Origin of the sequence: Oligoflexus sp. (assembly GCF_035638955.1) — a bacterium.
Lineage (GTDB): Bacteria > Bdellovibrionota_B > Oligoflexia > Oligoflexales > Oligoflexaceae > Oligoflexus.
In genome coordinates this window covers 64,182-84,440 of record NZ_DASQYZ010000221.1, presented here as the reverse complement: position 1 = coordinate 84,440, position 20,259 = coordinate 64,182, and the positions used below count along the sequence as shown (strand labels likewise).

Sequence of the window (20,259 nt, the reverse complement as noted above, 5' to 3'; positions counted from 1 at the left end):
TCAACACCGTTTTTTTTTACATCAGCCCGTCGACAAAATTCCTGGCCACGGCTGGATTCGAAGCCCAATGTCCATGCGCATAGCTGGCCAGAATTCGGCCCTTGGCATAACCTTCCTGCACAACTGTTTTTTGCCGTTTCCCGCGCAAGCGCCAGACCGTTGGAATCGTTTCATCCGTTTCAAGATAGGAATAGCGGAACTGATGAGCTCGGAAACGGAGACCAGCGGGACCCAGAATGGTATCCGCATCCTGTTCAACCTCCGTGTAGCCCAACGCCTGAATTTTATCCTGCATGATGGCCTTGGCGGGCAGTAGATCCAGCATTGGGTACGTAGTGCCATCCAGAGTCTGCAGACTTCGGCATAAATACATCAGCCCGCCGCATTCCGCGAAAATGGTTCCACCTTGGGCTGCAAAATCCTGCAACTCCTTACGCATGGAATGCTGTTCAGAAAGGTTTCGGGCGTACAGCTCGGGGTAACCCCCTCCAATAATCACGGCCTGAATCTGACGCGGCAGAGTCTGGTCCTTCAGCGGGGAAAAATAGACCAGCTCAGCACCGGCTTTCTGCAAAAGCTGGAGGTTATGGCTGTAATAAAAATGAAAGGCTTCATCATAGGCCACAGCAATGCGGCAACGCTTCGGCGTCACAGCTTGATGGGATGGCGCCGGATCCGGTAGAGCCGGCGCTGAACAGGCCAGGTCCCAAAGCCGATCCACATCCAACCATTCCTGAGCCAGGCTGGTCCAATGTTGGATGCGTGCCTCATCAAAAACATCCGCGAGGGCTGCATGCAATCCCAGATGCCGTTCGGGAATGGCAAGGTTGGGATCCTTGGGCAAGCCGCCGAGCAGTTCCTCACCGCAGGCCTTTTTCAGAAGATCCAAATGCCCTTTCGAACCCACGCGATTGGCAAGAAGTCCAACCGTTCGGACTTCAGGATCGAATTGCTTGAGTCCCAAATAAAGAGGCAGAAGGGTACGGGCTACACCTTTGGCATCGAGAGCACAGATCACTGGTGCCTGCAGAATACGGGAAATTTCTGCCGTTGACCCAACATCGCTCGTGGCTTCAGCGCCATCGTAAAGCCCCATGACGCCCTCGATCAAAGCGATGTCAGCGTCGGCCGAAGCCTCCATAAACGTTTGCAGCACAGCATCCCGACCCATCATCCAGCTATCAAGATTCTGGGGATCGCGACCGCTGGCCCGCTTGTGCCAGGTTGGATCCAAATAATCCGGGCCGCATTTAAAACACTGAACCTTAAGCCCGCGGGCTCGAAAGGCGAGAGCCAGCAGCGCTACGATCGTGGTTTTTCCCACACCGCTGCCGGCACCCGCAATGACCAGGCGAGGTAGGGAGGGCATTAGAAATCGACTCCGATAAGGGCCTTCTGGCCGTGATCATAGGGATGCTTGACCTTGTTCATTTCGGTCACACAATCGGCTGCGTCCATCAAACCCTGCGGCGCATGACGACCGGTCAGCACCACGCTGATGCCCTCGGGACGAGCCGCCAGTGTCTGCAAAATATCATCGAGCGCGAGCCAGTTATAATGGATCGCATAGGTGATCTCGTCGAGGATCACCACCTGATGCGCACCGCCGTTGATCATTTCCTGGCTTTTTTCCCAGGCTTTTTGCGCCGCTTTCTGATCGCGGGTCAGGTCTTCGCTTTCCCAGGTAAAGCCCTCACCCATCACATAAAAATCCAGACCTTCGGTACGGGCTGCCTGGTGTCGTTCGCCCGTCATCCACTTGCCTTTGATAAATTGCACCACACCCACCTTGTGGCCGCGTCCCAGAGCTCGAAACGCCAGACCGAGGGCGGCTGTGGTTTTGCCCTTCCCCTGGCCGGTATAAACCAATATTTGTCCCATATCATTCCTTATGGCGAGATTGCTGAGTCGAGCCCGTAACCTCTGTGAATGTCGGCCAGCACAGGTTCGACGCCTCGACGGAGTGATTCACCGATTAAGCAAATGCCCGGCCGATGATCACAGGTTTGTTCCACAATACGTTGCAGTTCAGAAAGGTCCGACATCACAACCGATTGATCACCACGCAATGCAGACTGCACATAGGCCGCGGGTGTGTGTCGGGACCAGCCCTGGTCGAGCAGATCATGCATCAGGTTTTCAAGCCCATGCCGAGGCATATACACAGCCAGCGTTTCGGACGGATGATGCGAAGTCTCGTCGGAACTCCAGGTCATCAGCCGCAGAGATGTCGAGTGACCTTTGCGCGTCAGGGGCCAGCATCCGGCAGCCGCTGCAGCGAGAGCCGCCGTGATTCCGGGCACCACGCTATAAGAAAGACCCGCCTCATCCAGCATGGCCATTTCCTCGGCCGCGCGACCGAAGATCATCGGATCACCCGATTTCAAGCGCACCACCTGGGCCCCATGCCGAGCCGCATCGATCACCCGTTCATGAAGGATGGGATGCTGCCCCCCTCGGGACCGGGCTCGATAACCGATGGATAGGAGTTCACACTCAGGTTTGACGACTGTAAGAAGTTCAGGTTCCACGAGGTGATCGTAAGCAACAAGGTCCGCTGTGCGGAGCAGACGCTCGGCTCGCAAGGTCAGAAGGTCCAGGGGTCCCGGACCGGCTCCCACAAAGTAAACCCAACCCTGCTGCGGTTTCATGTCAGTGATTCCTCGACTTTGGCTTTACGGAATCCATGCGAAAAGTCAGATGCATAGAGACGGGATTCTGCAAAATCAGTGGTGCCTAAAACCCGCCCGATAATGATAATGGAATGGCTGGTGATCTTCGCATCTGTGACCTGAGCTGAAATATTTTCAAGGGTGCCTCGCAGAATCAATTGGTCAGGCCATGTCGCTTTATAAACAATGGCCACAGGGCAATCGTCACCCAAAAGCGGTCGCAGCTGCCGGGTAATTTTTTTGATCATGGCTACGCTTAAAAACAGAACCAGCGTCGCCTTATGCTGGGCCAGAGCCACCAGATCCTCACCCTCGGGCATGGGTGTTCGACCTTCACAGCGTGATATGATCACCGTCTGCGAAAGTTCCGGCAGGGTTAATTCCTGCGAGAGAGCGGCGGCGGCAGCGGCATAGGATGAAACGCCTGGAATGACCTGATAGGGAATGCCAAGCGCATCGCAGCGCCGCATCTGTTCCGCGGTCGAACCATAGATCATAGGGTCACCGGTATGCACGCGCGCCACATCCTGGCCACGATCATGAGCCGCTTTCATATGCCCGATAATTTCATCCAGATTCATGCTGGAGGTATCGGCTATGAAAGCATCCGGAGCGGTATCCTGGAGGAGAGCCCGCGGAACAAGCGATCCTGTATAAAGCACAACCGGACAGGTTTGAATCAACCTGCGGCCTTTGACAGTAATGAGATCCGGATCACCCGGTCCGGCCCCAATGATATAAACGGTCAAGGTTCACCTCATGAACAACGTAAAATGGTATCCCGTACGATTTCCCAGACGCCGCGCGGCGTGTGCCGGAGCCAGTCCGCATCAATCAAGCCGTCGATGGGCTCAGGACTATACTGCAGACAAAGACGCCAAAGCCTTTCACTAACCGAACCATTGCGAAAGATGAGAAAGGTATCCACCAGCAACTGCGGCAGGGCTTCTCCTTCCAACGCGATATGGAGTTTTTGCCCTTCGATCTGAAACGCGCCACGCTTTTGCAGCTTGATATAAGGCTGTTCCAGGACGTTACGTTCCGCCGGATTTTCCAGACCGTATCGATGAAAGTCACAAGGTTCCTTGCAATCACCGACCAGATAAATATCTTCCCCACTTACAGCGATGATGGCTCCGACGAGCCGGCCGACTTGAGCCATGGTCTTTGCACCTCGGAAAGGGGAACAGTCAGCGAATGCCCTGGCGTCTGGCCCGGACGGACCGCGCTGCTGTCCAAATCATATTTATTGCGATAACCACGTGGTGTGATCATCAGTCCTTCGTAACAATAGGTTTGCGTGGATCCGACCAGAACAGTCGTGAGCATCCCGATGTTATAGTCCAGCATGGAATTCAGATCGGTGTGTACGATTTCCTGGCGAAAACGATAGGCGCTTTTCACCAGAGCCACCGGTGTGGTGGACAGCCGATGTTCCAACAGGATTTCACGAGCTCGGGCAATCTGCCTTTGCCGACGACCGCTGGCTGGATTATAAAAGCCGATGACAAAATCAGCGGCCGCCGCATGCTGGATGCGTTTTTCAATCAGCTCCCAGGGCGTGAGAAGATCGCTCAAGGAAATCATGCAAGCGTCATGTCCCAGCGGAGCTCCCACCAGCGAGGCGCAGGCATTCAAGGCCGTAATACCGGGAATCAAAGCCACCTCGGGGGATTCCCCCTGTTTCCAGCCGATTTCCTTCAGGACTTCCAGAACCAGACACCCCATCCCATAGACACCGGAATCACCGGATGAAATCACCGCCACCTTGCGACCCGATCGCGCCGCATCCACAGCGGCCCGTGCGCGACCGATTTCCTCAGTCATGCCTGTGCGAATCTTGTCCTTGCCCTTGATGAGTTTACGGACCAGGGTCATATAGGTTTGATAACCGACCACCAGTTCGGCTTCTTCGAGGGCTGCGAGCGCTCGGGGAGCAATCAAGTCATGCGCCCCGGGTCCAATGCCGATAATCCAGAGTTTGCCGTGATCACTCATCCCGAGACTCCTTCGCGCGTTGCAAAAGGCTGCCTGGCGATGGCCAGAGTCATCTTCTGCTTGATGCCGGCTTCGCCATATTTCTGTTTCGGTACCAAAAGATCCGAAGCCCCGGCAGCCAAAAGACACGAGGCTTCGGAAACGGAACGGGTACCAACGTGTTCCCGTACTTTTTCCGACGGATTCTGGATCGGCCCCACGCGATCCAGAGAATCGGCACTGAAAACTTTCAAGGTCTTTCCATAGTCCGCACACAGCCGCAAAAGTCCTGGCTCATCCTCTTTGACATCAACGCTGGTCAATCCGGCTATGGATTTTTCCGAAAGCCTGAATTCCTGTAATAAGGATTGCAGACCACGCTTCAGCAGTTCATAAGGCGCATCGCGGTCGCAGCCGATACCGATCCATAACGTGGGAGGCCTAAAAACAAGGCCTTTCGCATAGATGTCGGGATAAATCCGGGGAATATCCCGATCCGATATGATCAGGATATGATCCCAAGGTTGCGGGTCCACCGTATCGATATCCCGCGTGTAGGCAACACCGGGCGGCCAGGATTTTTTCAAAGGCCAAAAATCGGGTTGCCCACATTCTTGAACGATCAGTACCGGCCTTTCGTTCACCACGGCCGCACAGCCGGTTGTCACATTATGATCCTGGTCCTCAAGCACCCAGCCCAGCTCGCGGCCCAGAATATCAACGGTCAGGGTTCCCTGCACATCTGAAGCTGTGGTGATAATCGGCTGACACGAAAGGGCCGAGGCTATCCGTAAAGTCTCACGGTTGCCACCGCCTACATGCCCTGACAGGAGGCAGATCGCAAACTGCCCGGCATCGTCGATACAGACCACAGCGGGGTCCTGTTTTTTATCGCGAAGATGCGGAGCGATCATGCGCACGACAGCGCCGACGCTAATTATAAAAACATGCGTTTCATAGGCATGGAAGACGTCTTCGAGTAGGGGGCCCAGCGGCAACTTCACCGGAACAACGCCGGGCTTTTCTTCCTGCGAAATTTTATTCGATACATAGAGGGTGCTATCAGGAAAAGCTGCCTGGAGTCTTTGCGCCAGGGCAAAACCGTGACGCGTGATGGCGTGAATGGCCAGTTTCTTTTTACTGGACATGCAAAGCCTCCCGCTCGGATTTCGGGGCATCACCACGCAGAATGCCATTGCGATGCTTTTTCGTGACGACCACCATGGAAAAATACACGCAACGGTCATTGCGTATGCTGCGCAGATCATGAATGATCCGCTGGTCTTCGGTGGTGGCTTTCTCCACATAGACTGAGCATTCCAACAGATTTTCCTCTTCAAGAACCTGGACGATCTGCGGCATGATGCTCGAAACCTTCATTAGAACCACGGAATCAAAGCTGCGCAAGATACTGCGCAGATCCTCGATGCCATAGGTCGCTGGTATCACCGCCAGACGCTCCTGCCCGTCCACCAAAGGTCGCCCGGCGACGTTCGGCACGGCATTGATGGAACTCACACCAGGGACCATCTCGACGTCCAGGCCCGGAATATCCGCTTTCAAGGATTCATAGACATAAATAAAGGTGCTAAAGACAAAGGGATCACCTTGCGTTACGAATCCAACATCAAGGCCCGCCTCAAGCCGGCTCCGGATCGCAGCAAAGGCTTTGGTCCAGGCTGGAATCAGAATCTCGGGATCACGGCTCATCGGAAATTCCAGAAACAGATGTTCCTGACCGTTATCCGTTAAGAGGTGTTCCTTGATAATGCGAAACGCCAGGGACGGTGTCCATGGATTCGGCCTGGGAATGGCTAAAACGGGCAGCGTGTGCAGATGCCGCAGCGCCCGGAGCGTAATAAGATCGCTGGCGCCAGGCCCCAAACCGATACCGATGAGTTTGCCCGTTTTCATAGGGATATATCCTTGCTCAGTGAAAAAATATGGATGGGATTCAGCGCTTCGTAGCGGTGATATTTGCCGGCCAGGAGTGAACTGCGAGCGATCTGAACCAGGTTCACATCGTAAGTCAGGCCCATGCCGTTCAATGTATTCACGGTTTGGCTGACGTTTTCCATGGTCACAGCGTTGATGACCAGTCGTCCACCGGGATTGAGTCGTTGCCAGACGAACTGGATCAAGGCATCAAGCTTGCCCTTGGATCCGCCGATGAAAACAGCATCCGGGCTATCGAGACCTTCCAAAGCCGCGGGAGCTTCCCCGGCGATGAGCCGCACATTATCGGCTCCGTGTTTGAGAATATTTTCAGCACAGAAGCCTTGGCTTTCCTCTTCGCATTCGATGGCTAAGACCCGGCCTTCGTTTGCAATGCGTGAGGCTTCGATGGAGACCGATCCGGACCCGGCGCCGATATCCCAAACTACCGCATGGGATGGAAGCTGGAGCGCGGCCAGAGAGAGGACACGAATTTCCCGTTTGGTAATGAGGCCAAGTTTCGGGATGCGGCGCGCATAGGCTTCCTCGGGTTCTGAAGCAAAAGCGGGCGGGCAACGCCAGTTCGCGTGCCGGGTCAGAATCAGTACGTTCAAGGGCGATACATCGGTCAGCTGACTCAGCTCTTCCAGATTCAAGCGCCGAACCCGCTCCTCGGTGCCACCCAGGTTTTCACAAAGCACAGCATCCCACTGCGCATCATGATATTCCTTAAAGTGAAGCGCCACACGAACCGGAGAATTCTCCTGATCGGTCAGCAACGCGACCTTGCTGAGGCGCCGCATCTTCTGGCAGAGGCCCTCGATGGATCGACCATGGACCGAGAGACACGTGGCATCTGACCACGAAAGGCCGGCAGCCGCAAAAGCCAATTGCATGGAACTGGGCTGGGGAATAAAACCGCAGAATTCAGCCCCAAATATTTTCACAGCCAGGCTGCCAACGCCGTAAAAGAGAGGGTCACCCGAAGCCAGGATAACGATGTTATGATCCCCGGATTCATCGCGCAAACCTTCCAGGGTATCCTTGACCTTTTTTGCGAGTACGACGCGCCGCCCCGGATAGTCATTGAAAAAATCCAGTTGCCGTTGTCCACCGACCAGAATCTGCGACTGGCGAATGCAGTTGTACGCGCGGCTGGAAAGTCCGAGACATCCATCCTCGCCGATCCCAATCACAATCACGGCTGGCTGTCTCATCAGGATGCCTCCACGGCCAAAGCAAAGAGCGCATGAAGGATAGCCACTGCGATCGTGCTGCCGCCTTTCCTGCCGCGCGCGGCCAACCATGGCACGGCGCTCTGGGTCAACAACTCTTTTGATTCCGCGGCAGAGACAAACCCAACCGGCACCCCTATGATCAAACCAGGACGAACATCCTCCTGATCGATAAGCCGCAGCACCTCCAGCAAGGCCGTGGGAGCATTGCCGACGGCTAGGATCGAACCTTCAAGTTTACCGAGCAGGTGGAGCTTGCGCATCGATTCAATGGCCCGCGTGCTATTGAGTTCCTTGGCGCGCGCGATCACATCCGGATCCGAAATACTGCAATAGGTCTGACAACCAAAATGTTTCATGCGTTCCTGGTTCAGGCCGGCTTCGATCATCTGAACATCAAGCACCAAAGGACAACCGCGACGTAAGGCTGCGACCCCTGAAGCAACCGCTTGCGGATGAAAAGCCATCAGTTCCTTGAATTCAAAGTCAGCCGTGGCGTGAATCACACGCCTTACAATCTGCCACTCCGCAGCAGGAAAGCTGTGGACTCCGACTTCACTGTCGATAATGGCAAAACTATCGGTTTCAATGCGACGACCCTGTTCGGTCATCTGGCGCATATCGCTCATGACGGCTCCTTTCGCATGTCATCAAAGCCCAGAGTTTTGCCATCGAAATCCACCATCGTGACTTCGACCCAAAGTTTTTCACGGGCGAATTTTTCACAAATGCTGCGGGTTCGGGTGCAGATCATACTCGGCATTTTTTCCAGGTCATGCGCCTGGCAGATTTCGAGGACATGACGGGCGGTGTTGGCGGCGCGGATTTGCTCCTGGATTGCGATCGGGCTGCCGTGTTCGGCAGCAATCGATGCCAGCAGTTCCATGTTCACTTCCGACGCCGAGGCATGGGTCATCATGCGGCCATCGGCCATCTTCGAAAGCTTGCCCATCATACCGACGATGTGCACGCCTTCCATGTGGCAACGCACGGAATTGCGCAGGGCAATGCCCACATAATCGCCGACCTGGATAAAGCAGCATTCCGGCAGATGCGGGAGAAGCCGCATCGCATACTGTTCCGACCGTCCCCCGGTGGTAAACACCAGCTGCCTCTGCCCCTCGGCCTCGGCCAGCTGAATGGCTTGCACGATACTGGCAATGAAGGCTGACGTGGAATAAGGCAAGACAATCCCGGTGGTCCCCAGTATCGAAATGCCACCCAGCAAACCCAGACGGGCATTCAGGGTTTTTTTCGCGCGTTCTTCCCCATCGGGACAGGATATTTCTACATCTGCCCCGCGATAAATGCTGTCGTCCAGTTCAAGTCGCACCATCTCGGCTATATTCTGCCTGGGAACAGGATTGATGGCCGAAGTGCCCACATCCAATCCGAGGCCGGGTTTGGTGACACGAGCGATGCCGACGCCACCATATATTTTGAGATCGCTCTCATGATGCAGCCGAACCCGCGCTATAATCTCGGCCCCATGGGTACAGTCCGGATCATCTCCCCCATCCTTGATGATACTGGTCAGCGCAAAACCTTCATCCCATTGACAGCGATTCAGGGCGAAACGCACCGTCTGGCGGTTGGGGAGTATGCTTTCGATTTCCTGCAAGGGGACCCCTCGCAGAAAAAACTGACTGGCGGCACGAGCGGCTGCGGCCGCACACGCTCCCGTGGTGAATCCACTGCGCAGAGGTTTATCACCGGTCTGCTTTTGCATCGCTCTGGTCCTGACTACGATAAAAAATATCGGTCTGTATTTGACTTTCGGGGTACCCGCACCCTTTCAAAAAGCTCACGCAGCGATCAATACGGGTGCCTTCACCAGCGGCTACAAAACGGGTTTTAGCGTCCATGGCGTGCAGATCCAGAATCGGATCATCGCGCATGTCCCGGTGATGGAGTTCGAGTTCGACATGCGCCGCACATTCCCGCACGATGTCCTCGCTGACGAGGCCTTTGTACTCATCCTTATACCAATAAAATTCCACGGCACAGCCGTGCGGCAGAGTCGCGATATAACTCAGAACACCCGTAATGCCGCTCCCAAACGCAAAAGCCAGCATCTTGTCCTCCTCGGCTTCAGCTGGCCAATGGAAACGTCCCCATGGACCGGAAAATGTGATGACATCGCCGGCCTTCAAAGACGCCAGATAACCGGACGCTATTCCATCAGCTACAGGGGCAGCGGCCAGAAAAAATTGCTGGGCTTCAGGCTTGGGTGCAAACAGGCTATAAGCGCGCTTGATCAATTTACCTTCGGCGTTTTCCAGGCCGGTATTGATGATAATATAACGGCCGCCCTGCAGGACGATTTCCGGATGACCCTCCAGCTGCAAAGCCAGAAGCGCTCCACTCTCTTCATCTGAAAGATCGGCCAGCACGCGCGCGTGTCGGGGTTCCGCCATGGCTTCCCTCTTTATTCAGCTGGGTAAATGACGTGCATGTGATCGTGGACCTGCTCCAGATCTTCAAAGAATTGAGAATAGTAGTTATAAAGATTGGTCAGATCGGATTCAATTTTCTTGTTGAGCACAGCCAGCGTCTGCACATAGCTCCGCTCAGGATCAGCGGCGTTCATACGGCTCAACCGATCTTCCAGGTCTGTGCGAGCCAGCTCGAACGCGTAGTTCAGGCTGCGCATATCGTTGGCCTGGCTCAGCATTTTCAAAGGCCCGGGCTTTTCACCGGCGTCGCCCAATTCAGCCAGTTCATGTTCCACGAGGCCGGGATCCTGAATTCCTAGAATACGCATCATTCCCAGGCGCAGGGCTGCGATTTCATGACAAGCCATTTCGTTCTCCTTATAAAATGGAATCGATACGCTCACTGAGCAATCGATCCTTGAGCAAATGCTCATCGACCAAAGTCGGCACATCGTCCTGTTGAAAGTTGCGATACCAAATCCCGTCGGGGTACACAGCCACCGTTGGCCCTTCCCCACAGCGTCCGAGGCAGCTGGTGCGGGTCACCTTAAAGTCTCGGTGCAAGGATTTTTTTCGCAGATCGCGCTGCAGCTGCTCCGCGATCACGGTGGCACCCTTGCTATTGCAATCATGATTTGTGCAAATCAGGATGTGCTTTTTCATGGCTGCATGGGCATGCTGATGCGGTTTGCCCTGCTGATGCGTGGCCTGATGCCGCAGACTCCAGAGCAAACTTTTTAGTCCACCCACCTGCTCCTGCAAAGTCCCCAGTGGAACCCGGTACTGACAGGTGACGCAAGGCAAAGCATACCGAGGCGACCCTCGCGCTTCGGCAATACGATCCTCAACAGCCTCGCAAAGAGCGGCTGTGACACCCAAAGGCCGGACTCGTGCCCCGGATATCCAGGGATGCTGGTCCAGAAATGTATCGAAGAGTTGCGCGATTTTGGTGGCAAGAATGCCAGGAAACAGCAGATAGGGGACCATAAGGACCCCTTTCGGTTTCAGCCGAGCCAGGCGCTGCAGAACGTCCTCGACCTTGGGCCAGGTGATACCAATAAAGCCCAACTCCAGCTGCCGAATGCCCACGCTTTCGGCCAACACGCGCGCGATCTGGTAAAGCTGCCCATTGGCATCAGGATCGCTGGCCCCTCGCCCCACGACGAGCAGAGTCCACTCTTTCGGATCAAAATCAGGTTCATTTTTAATCTGCTGCTGCAGGGCCTGAATCAAGGCCGCGTGCAATCCCAGCGGCTGTGTTACGGTAAAATTCTGCTGGGGAAAGTCCCGACGTAGAGCCGTAAGAGCGAGCGGGATATCATTCTTTACGTGGGCGGCTGGCAAAAGACTCAGCGGCACGACCACAATATTATCAGCCTCCGTGGCTTGCTCGCGCAAAACATCGCCGACAAAAGGCGGACTCAATTCCAGGAATGCATGCGCAAAGATCCGGTGCGGATGCAGGGATCGATAAAGATCCATCCACTGCAAAAACGCGGCTTCGGCTTCAGCATCGCGACTCCCGTGTCCGACGATCACGGTCGCAAAGCTCATAAGCACGGCTCCCCAGTCCCGAAATCAGGCTGACAGTTCCACTGCTATCTGTATGTAGATAAGGCAAGAACGCGCTTGGCGGACAAGCTCCTGCCAAAACCTCCCAGACCCCGAGGACGTTTTGAATTTTGTGCACTTTGGGCAGGTTTCCTGGCTTGTAGTGAAGCCGGTCGTGTGTCCGGCGCCGCCCCCTCCTTCCCCAGAAAACTGAGTGGTCCTGGTGGCGTCTAACTACTTACAGTGGCGGGACCGCGACGGTCTTTCACCGTCTTCCCTTCTCTTCCTTGCGGAAACCCAAAGCTATGCGACTATACGCATGGCGTTTATTTCACTGGCCTCCATTCTTGTCAATTCCTTTCTCCTGCGGTTTATTCATTCAGCTCGGTTCGACTTACCCGCGTCGATGGATGGTGGGATTTCCCAGCGTCATTGAATAAAGAATTCCCGCAACCGCCTCCTTTGCATAGCATGCTCGCGCAGTGGACGAGTCGGTAGGACCTTCCTCTTTCCCTACCATTACGAAGCGAAAAACCTGGGTGTTTCGCGTCGGGAATGACTGGATATCCCGACCTAAATCACGTTTCTTAAACAGCGTGTCCGGATCATCAAGCAAAGAGGAGCATGTATGTTGTCGCATCATCAGGCTGATTCCATATCCTTCTGGGATTTTCGTTCGGCGCCCATGCGCGCCTTCCACATGAGCTGGATGGCCTTTTTTCTGTGCTTCTTTGCCTGGTTTGGGTCCGCAGCGTTGATGGGCGTCATTCGCGAGGAATTGCAGTTATCGAAATCACAGATCGGACATATCATCACGGGTTCAGTTGCCATTACGATCATCTTTCGCCTCCTGATGGGTGGGCTGCTGGAGCGCGTCGGTCCACGTCGTCTCTATGCTGGGCTTTTGATCCTCGGTTCCATCCCCGTCATCGCCATTGCTTTCACTCATACTTATGAAACCTTCCTGATGGCGCGCGTAGCCATTGGTGCGATCGGGGCTTCCTTTGTCATCAGCCAGTATCATACAACGCAGATGTTCAGTTCGCGCATTGTCGGAACAGCGAACGCCATCACCGCGGGTTGGGGCAATATGGGCGGCGGTGCAACTCATCTGGTCATGCCGCTTCTCTTTGCAGGTATCATGATGCTTGGCTTTTCCCAGTCTCTCTCGTGGCGTCTGTCGATGATCGTGGTGGGAATCTTGTGCTGTATCATGGGGATTCTCTACTATCGTTTTACGCAGGACACACCCGATGGTGACTTGATCGACCTGCGTCGTGAAGGGCGGCTGCCGCCCCCGCAGAAAACTTCACAGAATTTTTCTCTGGCTTTGCGGGATTACCGCGTGTGGATTTTAGCTCTCATGTATGGGCTTTGCTTCGGCCTGGAACTTACCATCGATAATATTGCGGCCCTTTATTTCATCGATTATTTTCAGCTCAATATTCAGACGGCGGGTTTTGCCGCGGCCTCGTTCGGTATGATGAATATTTTCTCGCGAGCGCTGGGTGGCTATCTCGGCGATGTCTGGGGTCGACGCCGCGGACTCAATGGTCGTGTGTCCTGGCTCGCCCTGGTGATCCTTGGCGAAGGTCTCTCACTCATCGGCTTCGCCCAAATGTCCACACTCGGCTCCGCGATCGGCCTCATGCTCGTCTTTAGCCTCTTCTGTCAGATGGCCTGCGGCGCCACCTACGCTGTCGTTCCCTTTATCCAAAACAAAGCACTCGGTCCCGTCGCTGGTCTCGTCGGTGCCGGTGGCAACGTCGGTGCTATCGCCACCGGCCTTTTATTTGGAGGTGGCATCGCCTGGCCCACTGCCCTTTTGTATCTCGGTTTTGCCACGACTGTCCTCTCGGGCCTTGCCCTTTTCGTTCGTCAAAGAGAACCTCGTCGCTCCCCCGAAGCAGCTCTCGCTTATCGAGCCGCTGTGGAATCCTAGCGACTCGCATCCACTGGCATCGGCCAGTGGATCCCCTCCTAAAAATTCGACTGAATTCATAGTGCATGACTCCGGCTCACCCCCTGTGCCCCAAAATTTTCCCAAGTCCCTAATAAAACTTTCCAAGCCGGCATAATGAAGCTTTGTTCAAAAAAGTGCTCAAGCTTTGCCCTTTCCAACCGATATTGATAATGATATTGATTATCACAATTATCTAGCGGGCTGGACCCGGGCGGGATGTTCTTGTGCAGAAATCAATGATATTACTATTATTACAGCCTGTTACGCTCCACGCGGGGGAGCTGCGAGCCACCGAAAAAGGCGAAATTGTCGTGGTCACAGGGACCCGCAGCCAGCATGGTTCATGGGATTCCCCTATCCCGACGGACAGTATTCCCATCGAGGATGCCCGCAAAATGGGGAAGCAAACCCTTGCCGATGTTCTGGCCGAACAGCCTGGAGTCGAAGTGGTTCCAGCGATTCGGGGACAAACCATTCGCCTGCAGGGACTTGATAGTAAATATGTTTTGATCCTGATCGATGGTCAGCGCGTGACAGGAAAAGTCGGCGAAAGTTTTGACCTGGAATCCATTGCATTGGACCAGATTGAACGCGTGGAAATTGTCCGAGGCGCCGTCTCGTCCCTCTATGGTTCAGACGGGATCGGTGGTGTGGTGAACGTAATTTTGCGTCGCCCCCGCAAGAGCAGCCAGGATCTTCGCCTGCGTTGGGGAACGGACAAGGAAACAGCCCTAGGTGGTCAAGTCAGTTTTGTCGGTGACACAAATGATCATACGTTCAACGCCAGCATTTCAAAACTGGAGCCCTGGCGCCGGACCAGCAGTCCTGCCACCCATTTCAGCGGCACACAACTCTCGGAAATTTCATCACAGCATAACTGGGATATCGCTTCCGATTGGGCTTTGAAAGCGCGCCTCGGGTATCAAAGCAATACCATCGAAGGTACGGACGTGTCCGCAGCCGGGGCCATCTGGGATCGCAAGAATCTAACGAGCCGACTCAGCCTCCAACTGAGTCCAGAAAAACGTTTTGATAATGGCTCCATACTCAAATTGGATTCCCAGTTTCAGCAATATGACGATATTTATAGAACCGTCGCCCGCCTACAGAAATCGGAGAATACCAAGGAGGTAACCCGGGAAAAACTCCAGGAACACACGCTGACCTATCAGCATGAGCTGACCAGCCAGCATCTCCTGACCTGGGGCTTGACGCATATCCAGGAATATCTCGCATCCGATCGTCTGAAAAGCGATCACGTCCAGCGCCAGCGCACATCTCTCTTTGGCCAGGATGAATGGTCGCTCGGTTCGAATTGGACTCTGGTTCCCGGTTTCCGTCTGGATGACGACAGCCAGTTCGGTGACCATGCCTCTGGGAAATTCGCCCTCCGCTATGCCTTGACTGAGAACACCATCCTTCGCCCGTCGTACGGAGAAGGCTATCGTGCCCCTGCATTTAAAGAACTCTATCTGCGCTTTGAAAATCTTTCTGTGGGCTATGATGTGATTGGCTACGAGGGGCTGCAGCCTGAAACCTCAAAAAGTTATCAGTTCGCCGTCGATCATCGCTTCAATCCCCATCATTCGGTGAGTGCCAACCTCTTCCAGAACGATATTTCCAATCTGATTCAGGCGACTCAACTGGCAGAACAAGGCGAAGGCGTGATCCATTACACATATGGTAACGTTGCCGAAGCTCGCACCCGAGGCGCGGATATTTCGTGGCGATGGAGCGAGACATCTGTGGATACGATGGTCAGCTATCAATACCTGGATGCGCGTGACCGGTCTACCGATCAAGCCCTTGAGGCTCGTTCCCGGGATACCGTGGCGCTCCAGATCAATCGGCTTTCGCTTACCGATGATTGGCGGCTGCATTTCAGTTCCCGTTGGATGGGTCCCCAGTATTATTATACGAATGGCGACGCCCGGAAAACGCCCCGTGCCCATGTCGCCAGCGCAGGAACCCTCTACGACTGGAACCCAACCTGGTCGAGTGGACTCACAATCGAAAATCTTACCAACAGCTGGGAGGATCGCATCCTCCAGGTGCGACCGCGCAGCTATATCCTGACTCTGAATTGGAATCATCAGCTCGAAAGAAAGGACTGAAACATGAATCGTTGTCAAACCATAAGTTTAATACTTGCTCTTGGCCTTGTCGGTTGCGCGCAAAGCAAAGACAAGTCGGATCCCGTTCAGGAAGAGTCAGCTTTTACGCCTCTCGAAGCGGCCGGACAAACCCAAGCGATTGAAGTCGACGCGACCAGTCGGACCGATTGGGTTGGCTTTGATTTCGACTCGGCAACTTTTATTGCAGCCGCGGACTTGTCTGCCAACAGCAGCTGGGATCTGGCCTTCAAACGCACCAGCATCAAAATGAATGGCGCCAATGTGAAAATGCAGGTCATCACCAAGGACTTTGCCGCGATTGATGTGGCACCGAAAGAAGGCTATGAGATCGACCAGCCTTCCACGGATCCTGCAGCTGTCGAGACAACCGGCCTCGCCTTTCACAAGGATCCTGCCTGGTATGCCTATGACATCAACACTCATGTCGTCAGCAGCCGTGGCCTCGTTTATGGGATCGAAACGAATGAAGGCCGCCACTTCAAATTAAAAATCCTGGACTACTATAACGCCGCCCGACTTCCAGCTTATTTAAACTTCGAATTCCAGGAATTGAAAGAGGTGGAACCATGAACAAACTTCTAATGGTAACTCTGGGTCTGATCTCGACTCTGTCCAGTGCCAAAGATGCCCGGCGCCTTATCACAATCGGTGGCAACGTTTCCGAGACCGCATGCGCCCTCGGCTATTGTGAGAATATCGTGGCCACGGATAGTTCAAGCCTTTATCCCAACTCGCTGACAAAGCTGCCCCAGGTCGGGTATGCCAGGTCTTTGAATGCCGAAGGATTGATTGCGCAGAAAGCGGACCTGGTCCTTGCCACAGCCAGTGCCGGTCCTGACAGTGTGATTGAAAAAGTGAAAGTGACCGGTATTAAGTTTCAGGCGGTCGACGGTGGCATCACCGTGGACGCCGCGAAAGCCCGCATCACGGCACTGGGCGATATTCTCGACAAAAAAGCCGAGGCGAAGAATCTTCTCCAGGACCTGGATAAAGATCTGCAAGCCTTGCAGATGCGTCGGATGGAAATCAAAACACCATTGAAGGTGATGTTCATCTATGCACGCGGAGCCAAAGTCCTGCAGGTCTCGGGTGATCATACGGCAGCAGCCAGCATGATTGAACTCGCTGGCGGTAAAAACGCCTTCACGGGATTCAACGAGTACAAGGGTTTAACACCTGAAGCCGCGGTGGCGGCAGCACCGGATGTCATTCTCATGACCAAGGATGGCATCGCCGGTGTCGGTGGCCTGGAAGCTGTTTGGAAACTGCCTGGCCTGGCTATGACTCCGGCCTTTCAAAAGAAGCGCTTGGTTGTGATGGAAGATCTCTTTTTACTGGGTATGGGGCCTCGCCTGGGCAAGGCCGCGCTCCAGCTCATGGATGAACTGTATCTTGCAAGGAAATAACCTATGAAACCCTCGGTACGCTACACAGTGACTTTACTGGCTGGTTTTGTCCTGGCCCTGGTTCTGGTCGTGGCGTCCATCAAAATGGGTGCTGTATCGATTCCTTGGGAGAATTTCAGTCATCTGGAACCGGCTCAGGCCATGATCATCTGGGATCTGCGTCTGCCGCGCGCAGCGATGGCTTTTTTGGTCGGTGGAATTCTGGCTTTGACCGGCGTTTGCCTGCAAGGTCTTTTGCGCAATCCTTTGGCCTCGCCCAGTCTCCTGGGCATGACGTCAGGCGCCGCACTTTTCGCCGCCATTATCATCATCGCCCAACATAGTTTTCTGTCTTTTTTGCATCCGGCCTGGGCGGAATCCATGATTGCGGCGGGAGCCTTTGTGGGGTGTCTTCTCACTTCACTCTGGCTCTACGGACTGGCTCGACAATCAGGGCAAACCAATACCGCCCTTTTGCTTTTGGCTGGTGTGGCGATTACCAGTCTCGCCGGTGCAGGAACCGGTTTTATTACGTTCATCGCTGACGATGCTCAGCTGCGTAGCATAACATTTTGGAATATGGGAAGTGTGGGGACAGCCACCTGGTCACAGGTTCTTTGCATCGCAGTCTTCTCCTTGCCGGCTATCCTGATTCTACCTTGGATGGGTCGCTCGCTAAATGCCATGCTCCTCGGCGAGCAGGAAGCGCAATTCTTAGGCTTTCCCGTGGAAAAACAAAAACGACTAATACTGGTCTGTGTGTCTCTCGCCGTCGGTGCTTCGGTAGCTTTTACCGGTGTCATTGGCTTTGTGGGACTGGTCGTTCCCCATCTGTTAAGACTCTGGCTGGGAGCTGATCATCAAAGGCTTCTCCCCACCAGCCTCATCTTTGGCGGCTGTCTTCTGCTGGCCTCGGACATTATCGCCAGAACTGTGGCGGCTCCCTTGGAATTGCCGCTTGGTGTCGTGACAGCTTCGATAGGTGCTCCCTATTTTCTGTATTTGCTCCAACGCAGCGCACGGAGAATGAACCCATGATTCGATGGAATAACGTCAGCTATGTGAAGAATTCCCGCTTTCTGCTTCAGGATATTAGCGTGGAAATGCCGGCCGGGCAGTTGACAGTCGTTCTGGGGCCGAACGGAGCGGGTAAGTCCACATTCTTGCGGCTGTGCTCCAAGGAAATGCTGCCCACATCAGGCATGATTGAGTTGCACGGCAAGGATTTACAAAACTGGTCGACACAGGATATGGCTCTGTTTCGCGGCGTCCTGTCGCAATCCCATCCCGTAGCCTTTCCAATGGATGTGGCGGAACTTGTCTTGATGGGACGCTATCCGCATAAGAAGCGTGCTGCGCTGGATCACCACGATCAACACATTGTGCAGGAGGCGCTGGCCGAATGCAGTGTGAAACATCTTAACGATCGCAGCACGCAATTTCTATCAGGCGGCGAGCTGCAAAGAGTGCAGACAGCGCGCATCCTGGCGCAAATTTGGGAGGACCATCCGCAGCACCCGCGTATCCTTCTTCTCGATGAACCAACAGCCAGCCTGGACCCGGGGTATCAACACCTGTGTCTGCTGAAAGCTAAAAAGCTGGCCGAACAGGGTGTCTGCGTGATTGCCATTCTCCATGATCTCAACCTGGCCGCGCGTTATGCAGATCACATTGTTTTTTTAAAGGAAGGCCGTCTGGCCGGAGCCGGGCCCATGCGCGACATGATGCGTGAGTCCATCCTGCGAGATGTTTTTTCCGTGGAAATTCACACCGTCCATGACCCACGACTCGAACATCCGTTGATCTTTACTCTCGGCCCTCAACATCAGCAACTCGCTAACGAACCCAAACTCCGGAGCTTATGATGCAAAGTCTTCAAACCAGTGTTCTGAAGGATCGCCTCGTGTCTTACAAGGAAGAAAATCCCAAGGCCCGCCTCGTGGATATAGCCAAGGCGTTGAATGTGAGTGAGATGGAAGCCATCCATTGCCAGGTCGATGACGACACCATTGTCGCTTTACAAGCGGATTGGCAGAAGCTCTTTGCAGCGCTGCCCACGTTGGGACCCATCATGGCCCTGACCCGCAATGAATTCGTCGTTCACGAGTGCAAAGGCCAGTATGTTCCGGCTTCGTGGCAAGGCCCTATGGGTCTCGTGCACGGTGAGAACATCGATTTGCGCATGTTCTCCAGTCGGTGGACATATCTCTATGCCGTACAGGTGCAAAATCCTCGTGGCATCCTGCACAGCCTGCAGATTTTTGACGGCAGCGGGTCTGCTGTTCATAAAATTTATCTGGAGAAAGGTGGTGATCTGGATGCCTATCGCGCCATTGTTCAGGCGCTCAGGATCAGCCGTCCGGATTTACCAGACCAGCTCGTTCCGCAGCCAGCACCTGAAGCAGCCAGAAAGATTGAAACCGCCGCAATCGAGGGCTTCCGCAAGGATTGGGCCGCCCTGCAGGATACCCATGATTTCTTCAGCATGCTGCGTAAACACCGCGTCCCACGCCTGCAGGCGATGGACATCGCCGGACCGGAATTCGTGCGCGAAGTGAGCCAAGCATCCGTGGCCCACCTCCTGGAACAGGCTCAAGCCCAGGGTGAGCCTTTGATGGCTTTTGTCGGGAATCCAGGCATGATTCAAATCTATAGCGGGAAAGTCATGAACACCAAGCGAATGGGTGATTGGATGAATGTCCTCGACCCAACCTTCAACCTGCATATCGATGAAAAAGGCATACATCGCGTTTTCGTGGTGCATAAACCAACCCGCTTCGGACTGATCAGCAGCCTGGAAGTCTTCACGGCCCAAGGCGAACTGATCCTCAGCTTTTTCGGCTATCGTAAAGACGAGGCTCAGCCATCCGACAGCTGGGGCGAGTTGCTGTCGTCCTTGGGGCAGTCCTAAGCGCAAAATCCGTGGGTCCTTACACACCTAAAGTTTTGACAAGAAGACCCGATAAGTGAT

At 54.4% G+C, this 20,259-nt stretch carries 19 protein-coding genes, 1 pseudogene and 1 riboswitch; of the genes and pseudogenes, 7 read left to right on the top strand and 13 right to left on the bottom strand.

Going from position 1 to position 20,259, the window contains the following annotated elements; all coding sequences use genetic code 11:
• Window positions 1–16: 16 nt before the first annotated feature.
• The 13 genes and pseudogenes from VE954_RS20575 to VE954_RS20510 all read right to left on the bottom strand — a co-directional run bounded on the left by VE954_RS20575 (window position 17) and on the right by VE954_RS20510 (window position 11,808).
• A complete protein-coding gene (locus VE954_RS20575) occupies window positions 17–1,369 on the bottom strand; it encodes a cobyrinate a,c-diamide synthase (protein WP_324956241.1) in 1,353 nt (450 codons plus the stop codon).
• A complete protein-coding gene (gene cobO, locus VE954_RS20570; protein WP_324956239.1) occupies window positions 1,369–1,881 on the bottom strand; it encodes a cob(I)yrinic acid a,c-diamide adenosyltransferase in 513 nt (170 codons plus the stop codon). Before cobO ends, VE954_RS20575 begins: the two co-directional genes overlap by 1 nt.
• An 8-nt stretch (window positions 1,882–1,889) precedes the next feature.
• Entirely contained in the window at window positions 1,890–2,651 is a 762-nt protein-coding gene (gene cobA, locus VE954_RS20565; protein ID WP_324956237.1) for a uroporphyrinogen-III C-methyltransferase, read from the bottom strand.
• Entirely contained in the window at window positions 2,648–3,421 is a 774-nt protein-coding gene (gene cobM / locus VE954_RS20560; protein ID WP_324956235.1) for a precorrin-4 C(11)-methyltransferase, read from the bottom strand. The genes cobA and cobM overlap by 4 nt, the downstream gene beginning before the upstream one ends.
• Window positions 3,422–3,429: 8 nt before the next feature.
• Window positions 3,430–4,670: pseudogene (gene cobJ / locus VE954_RS20550) on the bottom strand (precorrin-3B C(17)-methyltransferase).
• On the bottom strand, window positions 4,667–5,797 hold the full coding sequence (locus VE954_RS20545; RefSeq protein ID WP_324956229.1) for a cobalt-precorrin 5A hydrolase: 1,131 nt from the start codon (window positions 5,795–5,797) through the stop codon (window positions 4,667–4,669). The pseudogene cobJ and the gene VE954_RS20545 overlap by 4 nt, the downstream one beginning before the upstream one ends.
• Window positions 5,787–6,563 (bottom strand): precorrin-2 C(20)-methyltransferase, encoded by a 777-nt coding sequence (cobI, locus tag VE954_RS20540; RefSeq protein WP_324956228.1) that lies wholly within the window; start codon window positions 6,561–6,563, stop codon window positions 5,787–5,789. The genes VE954_RS20545 and cobI overlap by 11 nt, the downstream gene beginning before the upstream one ends.
• Window positions 6,560–7,801: a precorrin-6y C5,15-methyltransferase (decarboxylating) subunit CbiE gene (gene cbiE / locus VE954_RS20535; protein WP_324956226.1), complete on the bottom strand. Its 1,242-nt coding sequence runs from the start codon at window positions 7,799–7,801 to the stop codon at window positions 6,560–6,562. The genes cobI and cbiE overlap by 4 nt, the downstream gene beginning before the upstream one ends.
• On the bottom strand, window positions 7,801–8,448 hold the full coding sequence (locus VE954_RS20530) for a precorrin-8X methylmutase (RefSeq protein ID WP_324956224.1): 648 nt from the start codon (window positions 8,446–8,448) through the stop codon (window positions 7,801–7,803). The genes cbiE and VE954_RS20530 overlap by 1 nt, the downstream gene beginning before the upstream one ends.
• Complete coding sequence (locus VE954_RS20525) at window positions 8,445–9,548, bottom strand: cobalt-precorrin-5B (C(1))-methyltransferase (RefSeq protein ID WP_324956222.1); 1,104 nt, start codon at window positions 9,546–9,548, stop codon at window positions 8,445–8,447. Before VE954_RS20525 ends, VE954_RS20530 begins: the two co-directional genes overlap by 4 nt.
• On the bottom strand, window positions 9,529–10,236 hold the full coding sequence (locus tag VE954_RS20520; protein WP_324956220.1) for an FAD-dependent oxidoreductase: 708 nt from the start codon (window positions 10,234–10,236) through the stop codon (window positions 9,529–9,531). The genes VE954_RS20525 and VE954_RS20520 overlap by 20 nt, the downstream gene beginning before the upstream one ends.
• An 11-nt stretch (window positions 10,237–10,247) precedes the next feature.
• Window positions 10,248–10,622 (bottom strand): DUF3209 family protein, encoded by a 375-nt coding sequence (locus VE954_RS20515; RefSeq protein WP_324956218.1) that lies wholly within the window; start codon window positions 10,620–10,622, stop codon window positions 10,248–10,250.
• Window positions 10,623–10,632: 10 nt separating this feature from the next.
• Complete coding sequence (locus tag VE954_RS20510) at window positions 10,633–11,808, bottom strand: CbiX/SirB N-terminal domain-containing protein (protein WP_324956216.1); 1,176 nt, start codon at window positions 11,806–11,808, stop codon at window positions 10,633–10,635.
• 123 nt (window positions 11,809–11,931) lie between these two features.
• Window positions 11,932–12,121, bottom strand: a riboswitch (cobalamin riboswitch).
• Window positions 12,122–12,433: 312 nt separating this feature from the next.
• Between VE954_RS20510 and VE954_RS20505 the strand changes: the two genes are divergently transcribed.
• From VE954_RS20505 to VE954_RS20475, 7 genes are all read left to right on the top strand, one after another.
• Complete coding sequence (locus tag VE954_RS20505; RefSeq protein ID WP_324956214.1) at window positions 12,434–13,747, top strand: MFS transporter; 1,314 nt, start codon at window positions 12,434–12,436, stop codon at window positions 13,745–13,747.
• A gap of 257 nt (window positions 13,748–14,004) precedes the next feature.
• A complete protein-coding gene (locus VE954_RS20500) occupies window positions 14,005–15,882 on the top strand; it encodes a TonB-dependent receptor (RefSeq protein ID WP_324956211.1) in 1,878 nt (625 codons plus the stop codon).
• A 3-nt stretch (window positions 15,883–15,885) separates the two neighbouring features.
• A complete protein-coding gene (locus tag VE954_RS20495; protein WP_324956209.1) occupies window positions 15,886–16,473 on the top strand; it encodes an HmuY family protein in 588 nt (195 codons plus the stop codon).
• On the top strand, window positions 16,470–17,309 hold the full coding sequence (locus tag VE954_RS20490) for a heme/hemin ABC transporter substrate-binding protein (protein WP_324956207.1): 840 nt from the start codon (window positions 16,470–16,472) through the stop codon (window positions 17,307–17,309). Before VE954_RS20495 ends, VE954_RS20490 begins: the two co-directional genes overlap by 4 nt.
• Before the next feature lie 3 nt (window positions 17,310–17,312).
• Window positions 17,313–18,326, top strand: coding sequence for an iron ABC transporter permease (locus tag VE954_RS20485; RefSeq protein ID WP_324956205.1), 1,014 nt, complete (start codon window positions 17,313–17,315; stop codon window positions 18,324–18,326).
• Window positions 18,323–19,153, top strand: coding sequence for a heme ABC transporter ATP-binding protein (locus tag VE954_RS20480; RefSeq protein WP_324956203.1), 831 nt, complete (start codon window positions 18,323–18,325; stop codon window positions 19,151–19,153). The genes VE954_RS20485 and VE954_RS20480 overlap by 4 nt, the downstream gene beginning before the upstream one ends.
• The gene (locus VE954_RS20475) at window positions 19,150–20,199 is read left to right on the top strand and encodes a hemin-degrading factor (protein ID WP_324956201.1); all 1,050 of its coding nucleotides are present in this window, start codon (window positions 19,150–19,152) and stop codon (window positions 20,197–20,199) included. Before VE954_RS20480 ends, VE954_RS20475 begins: the two co-directional genes overlap by 4 nt.
• Window positions 20,200–20,259: the final 60 nt, after the last annotated feature.

Excerpts from the sequence above, each read along its gene's own strand:
- VE954_RS20575 (WP_324956241.1), bottom strand. The coding sequence starts at position 1,369 with ATGCCCTCCCTACCTCGCCTGGTCATTGCGGGTGCCGGCAGCGGTGTG.
- cobO (WP_324956239.1), bottom strand. The coding sequence starts at position 1,881 with ATGGGACAAATATTGGTTTATACCGGCCAGGGGAAGGGCAAAACCACA.
- cobA (WP_324956237.1), bottom strand. The coding sequence starts at position 2,651 with ATGAAACCGCAGCAGGGTTGGGTTTACTTTGTGGGAGCCGGTCCGGGA.
- VE954_RS20545 (WP_324956229.1), bottom strand. The coding sequence starts at position 5,797 with ATGTCCAGTAAAAAGAAACTGGCCATTCACGCCATCACGCGTCACGGT.
- cobI (WP_324956228.1), bottom strand. The coding sequence starts at position 6,563 with ATGAAAACGGGCAAACTCATCGGTATCGGTTTGGGGCCTGGCGCCAGC.
- cbiE (WP_324956226.1), bottom strand. The coding sequence starts at position 7,801 with ATGAGACAGCCAGCCGTGATTGTGATTGGGATCGGCGAGGATGGATGT.
- VE954_RS20530 (WP_324956224.1), bottom strand. The coding sequence starts at position 8,448 with ATGAGCGATATGCGCCAGATGACCGAACAGGGTCGTCGCATTGAAACC.
- VE954_RS20525 (WP_324956222.1), bottom strand. The coding sequence starts at position 9,548 with ATGCAAAAGCAGACCGGTGATAAACCTCTGCGCAGTGGATTCACCACG.
- VE954_RS20520 (WP_324956220.1), bottom strand. The coding sequence starts at position 10,236 with ATGGCGGAACCCCGACACGCGCGCGTGCTGGCCGATCTTTCAGATGAA.
- VE954_RS20515 (WP_324956218.1), bottom strand. The coding sequence starts at position 10,622 with ATGGCTTGTCATGAAATCGCAGCCCTGCGCCTGGGAATGATGCGTATT.
- VE954_RS20510 (WP_324956216.1), bottom strand. The coding sequence starts at position 11,808 with ATGAGCTTTGCGACCGTGATCGTCGGACACGGGAGTCGCGATGCTGAA.
- VE954_RS20505 (WP_324956214.1), top strand. The coding sequence starts at position 12,434 with ATGTTGTCGCATCATCAGGCTGATTCCATATCCTTCTGGGATTTTCGT.
- VE954_RS20500 (WP_324956211.1), top strand. The coding sequence starts at position 14,005 with ATGATATTACTATTATTACAGCCTGTTACGCTCCACGCGGGGGAGCTG.
- VE954_RS20495 (WP_324956209.1), top strand. The coding sequence starts at position 15,886 with ATGAATCGTTGTCAAACCATAAGTTTAATACTTGCTCTTGGCCTTGTC.
- VE954_RS20490 (WP_324956207.1), top strand. The coding sequence starts at position 16,470 with ATGAACAAACTTCTAATGGTAACTCTGGGTCTGATCTCGACTCTGTCC.
- VE954_RS20485 (WP_324956205.1), top strand. The coding sequence starts at position 17,313 with ATGAAACCCTCGGTACGCTACACAGTGACTTTACTGGCTGGTTTTGTC.
- VE954_RS20480 (WP_324956203.1), top strand. The coding sequence starts at position 18,323 with ATGATTCGATGGAATAACGTCAGCTATGTGAAGAATTCCCGCTTTCTG.
- VE954_RS20475 (WP_324956201.1), top strand. The coding sequence starts at position 19,150 with ATGATGCAAAGTCTTCAAACCAGTGTTCTGAAGGATCGCCTCGTGTCT.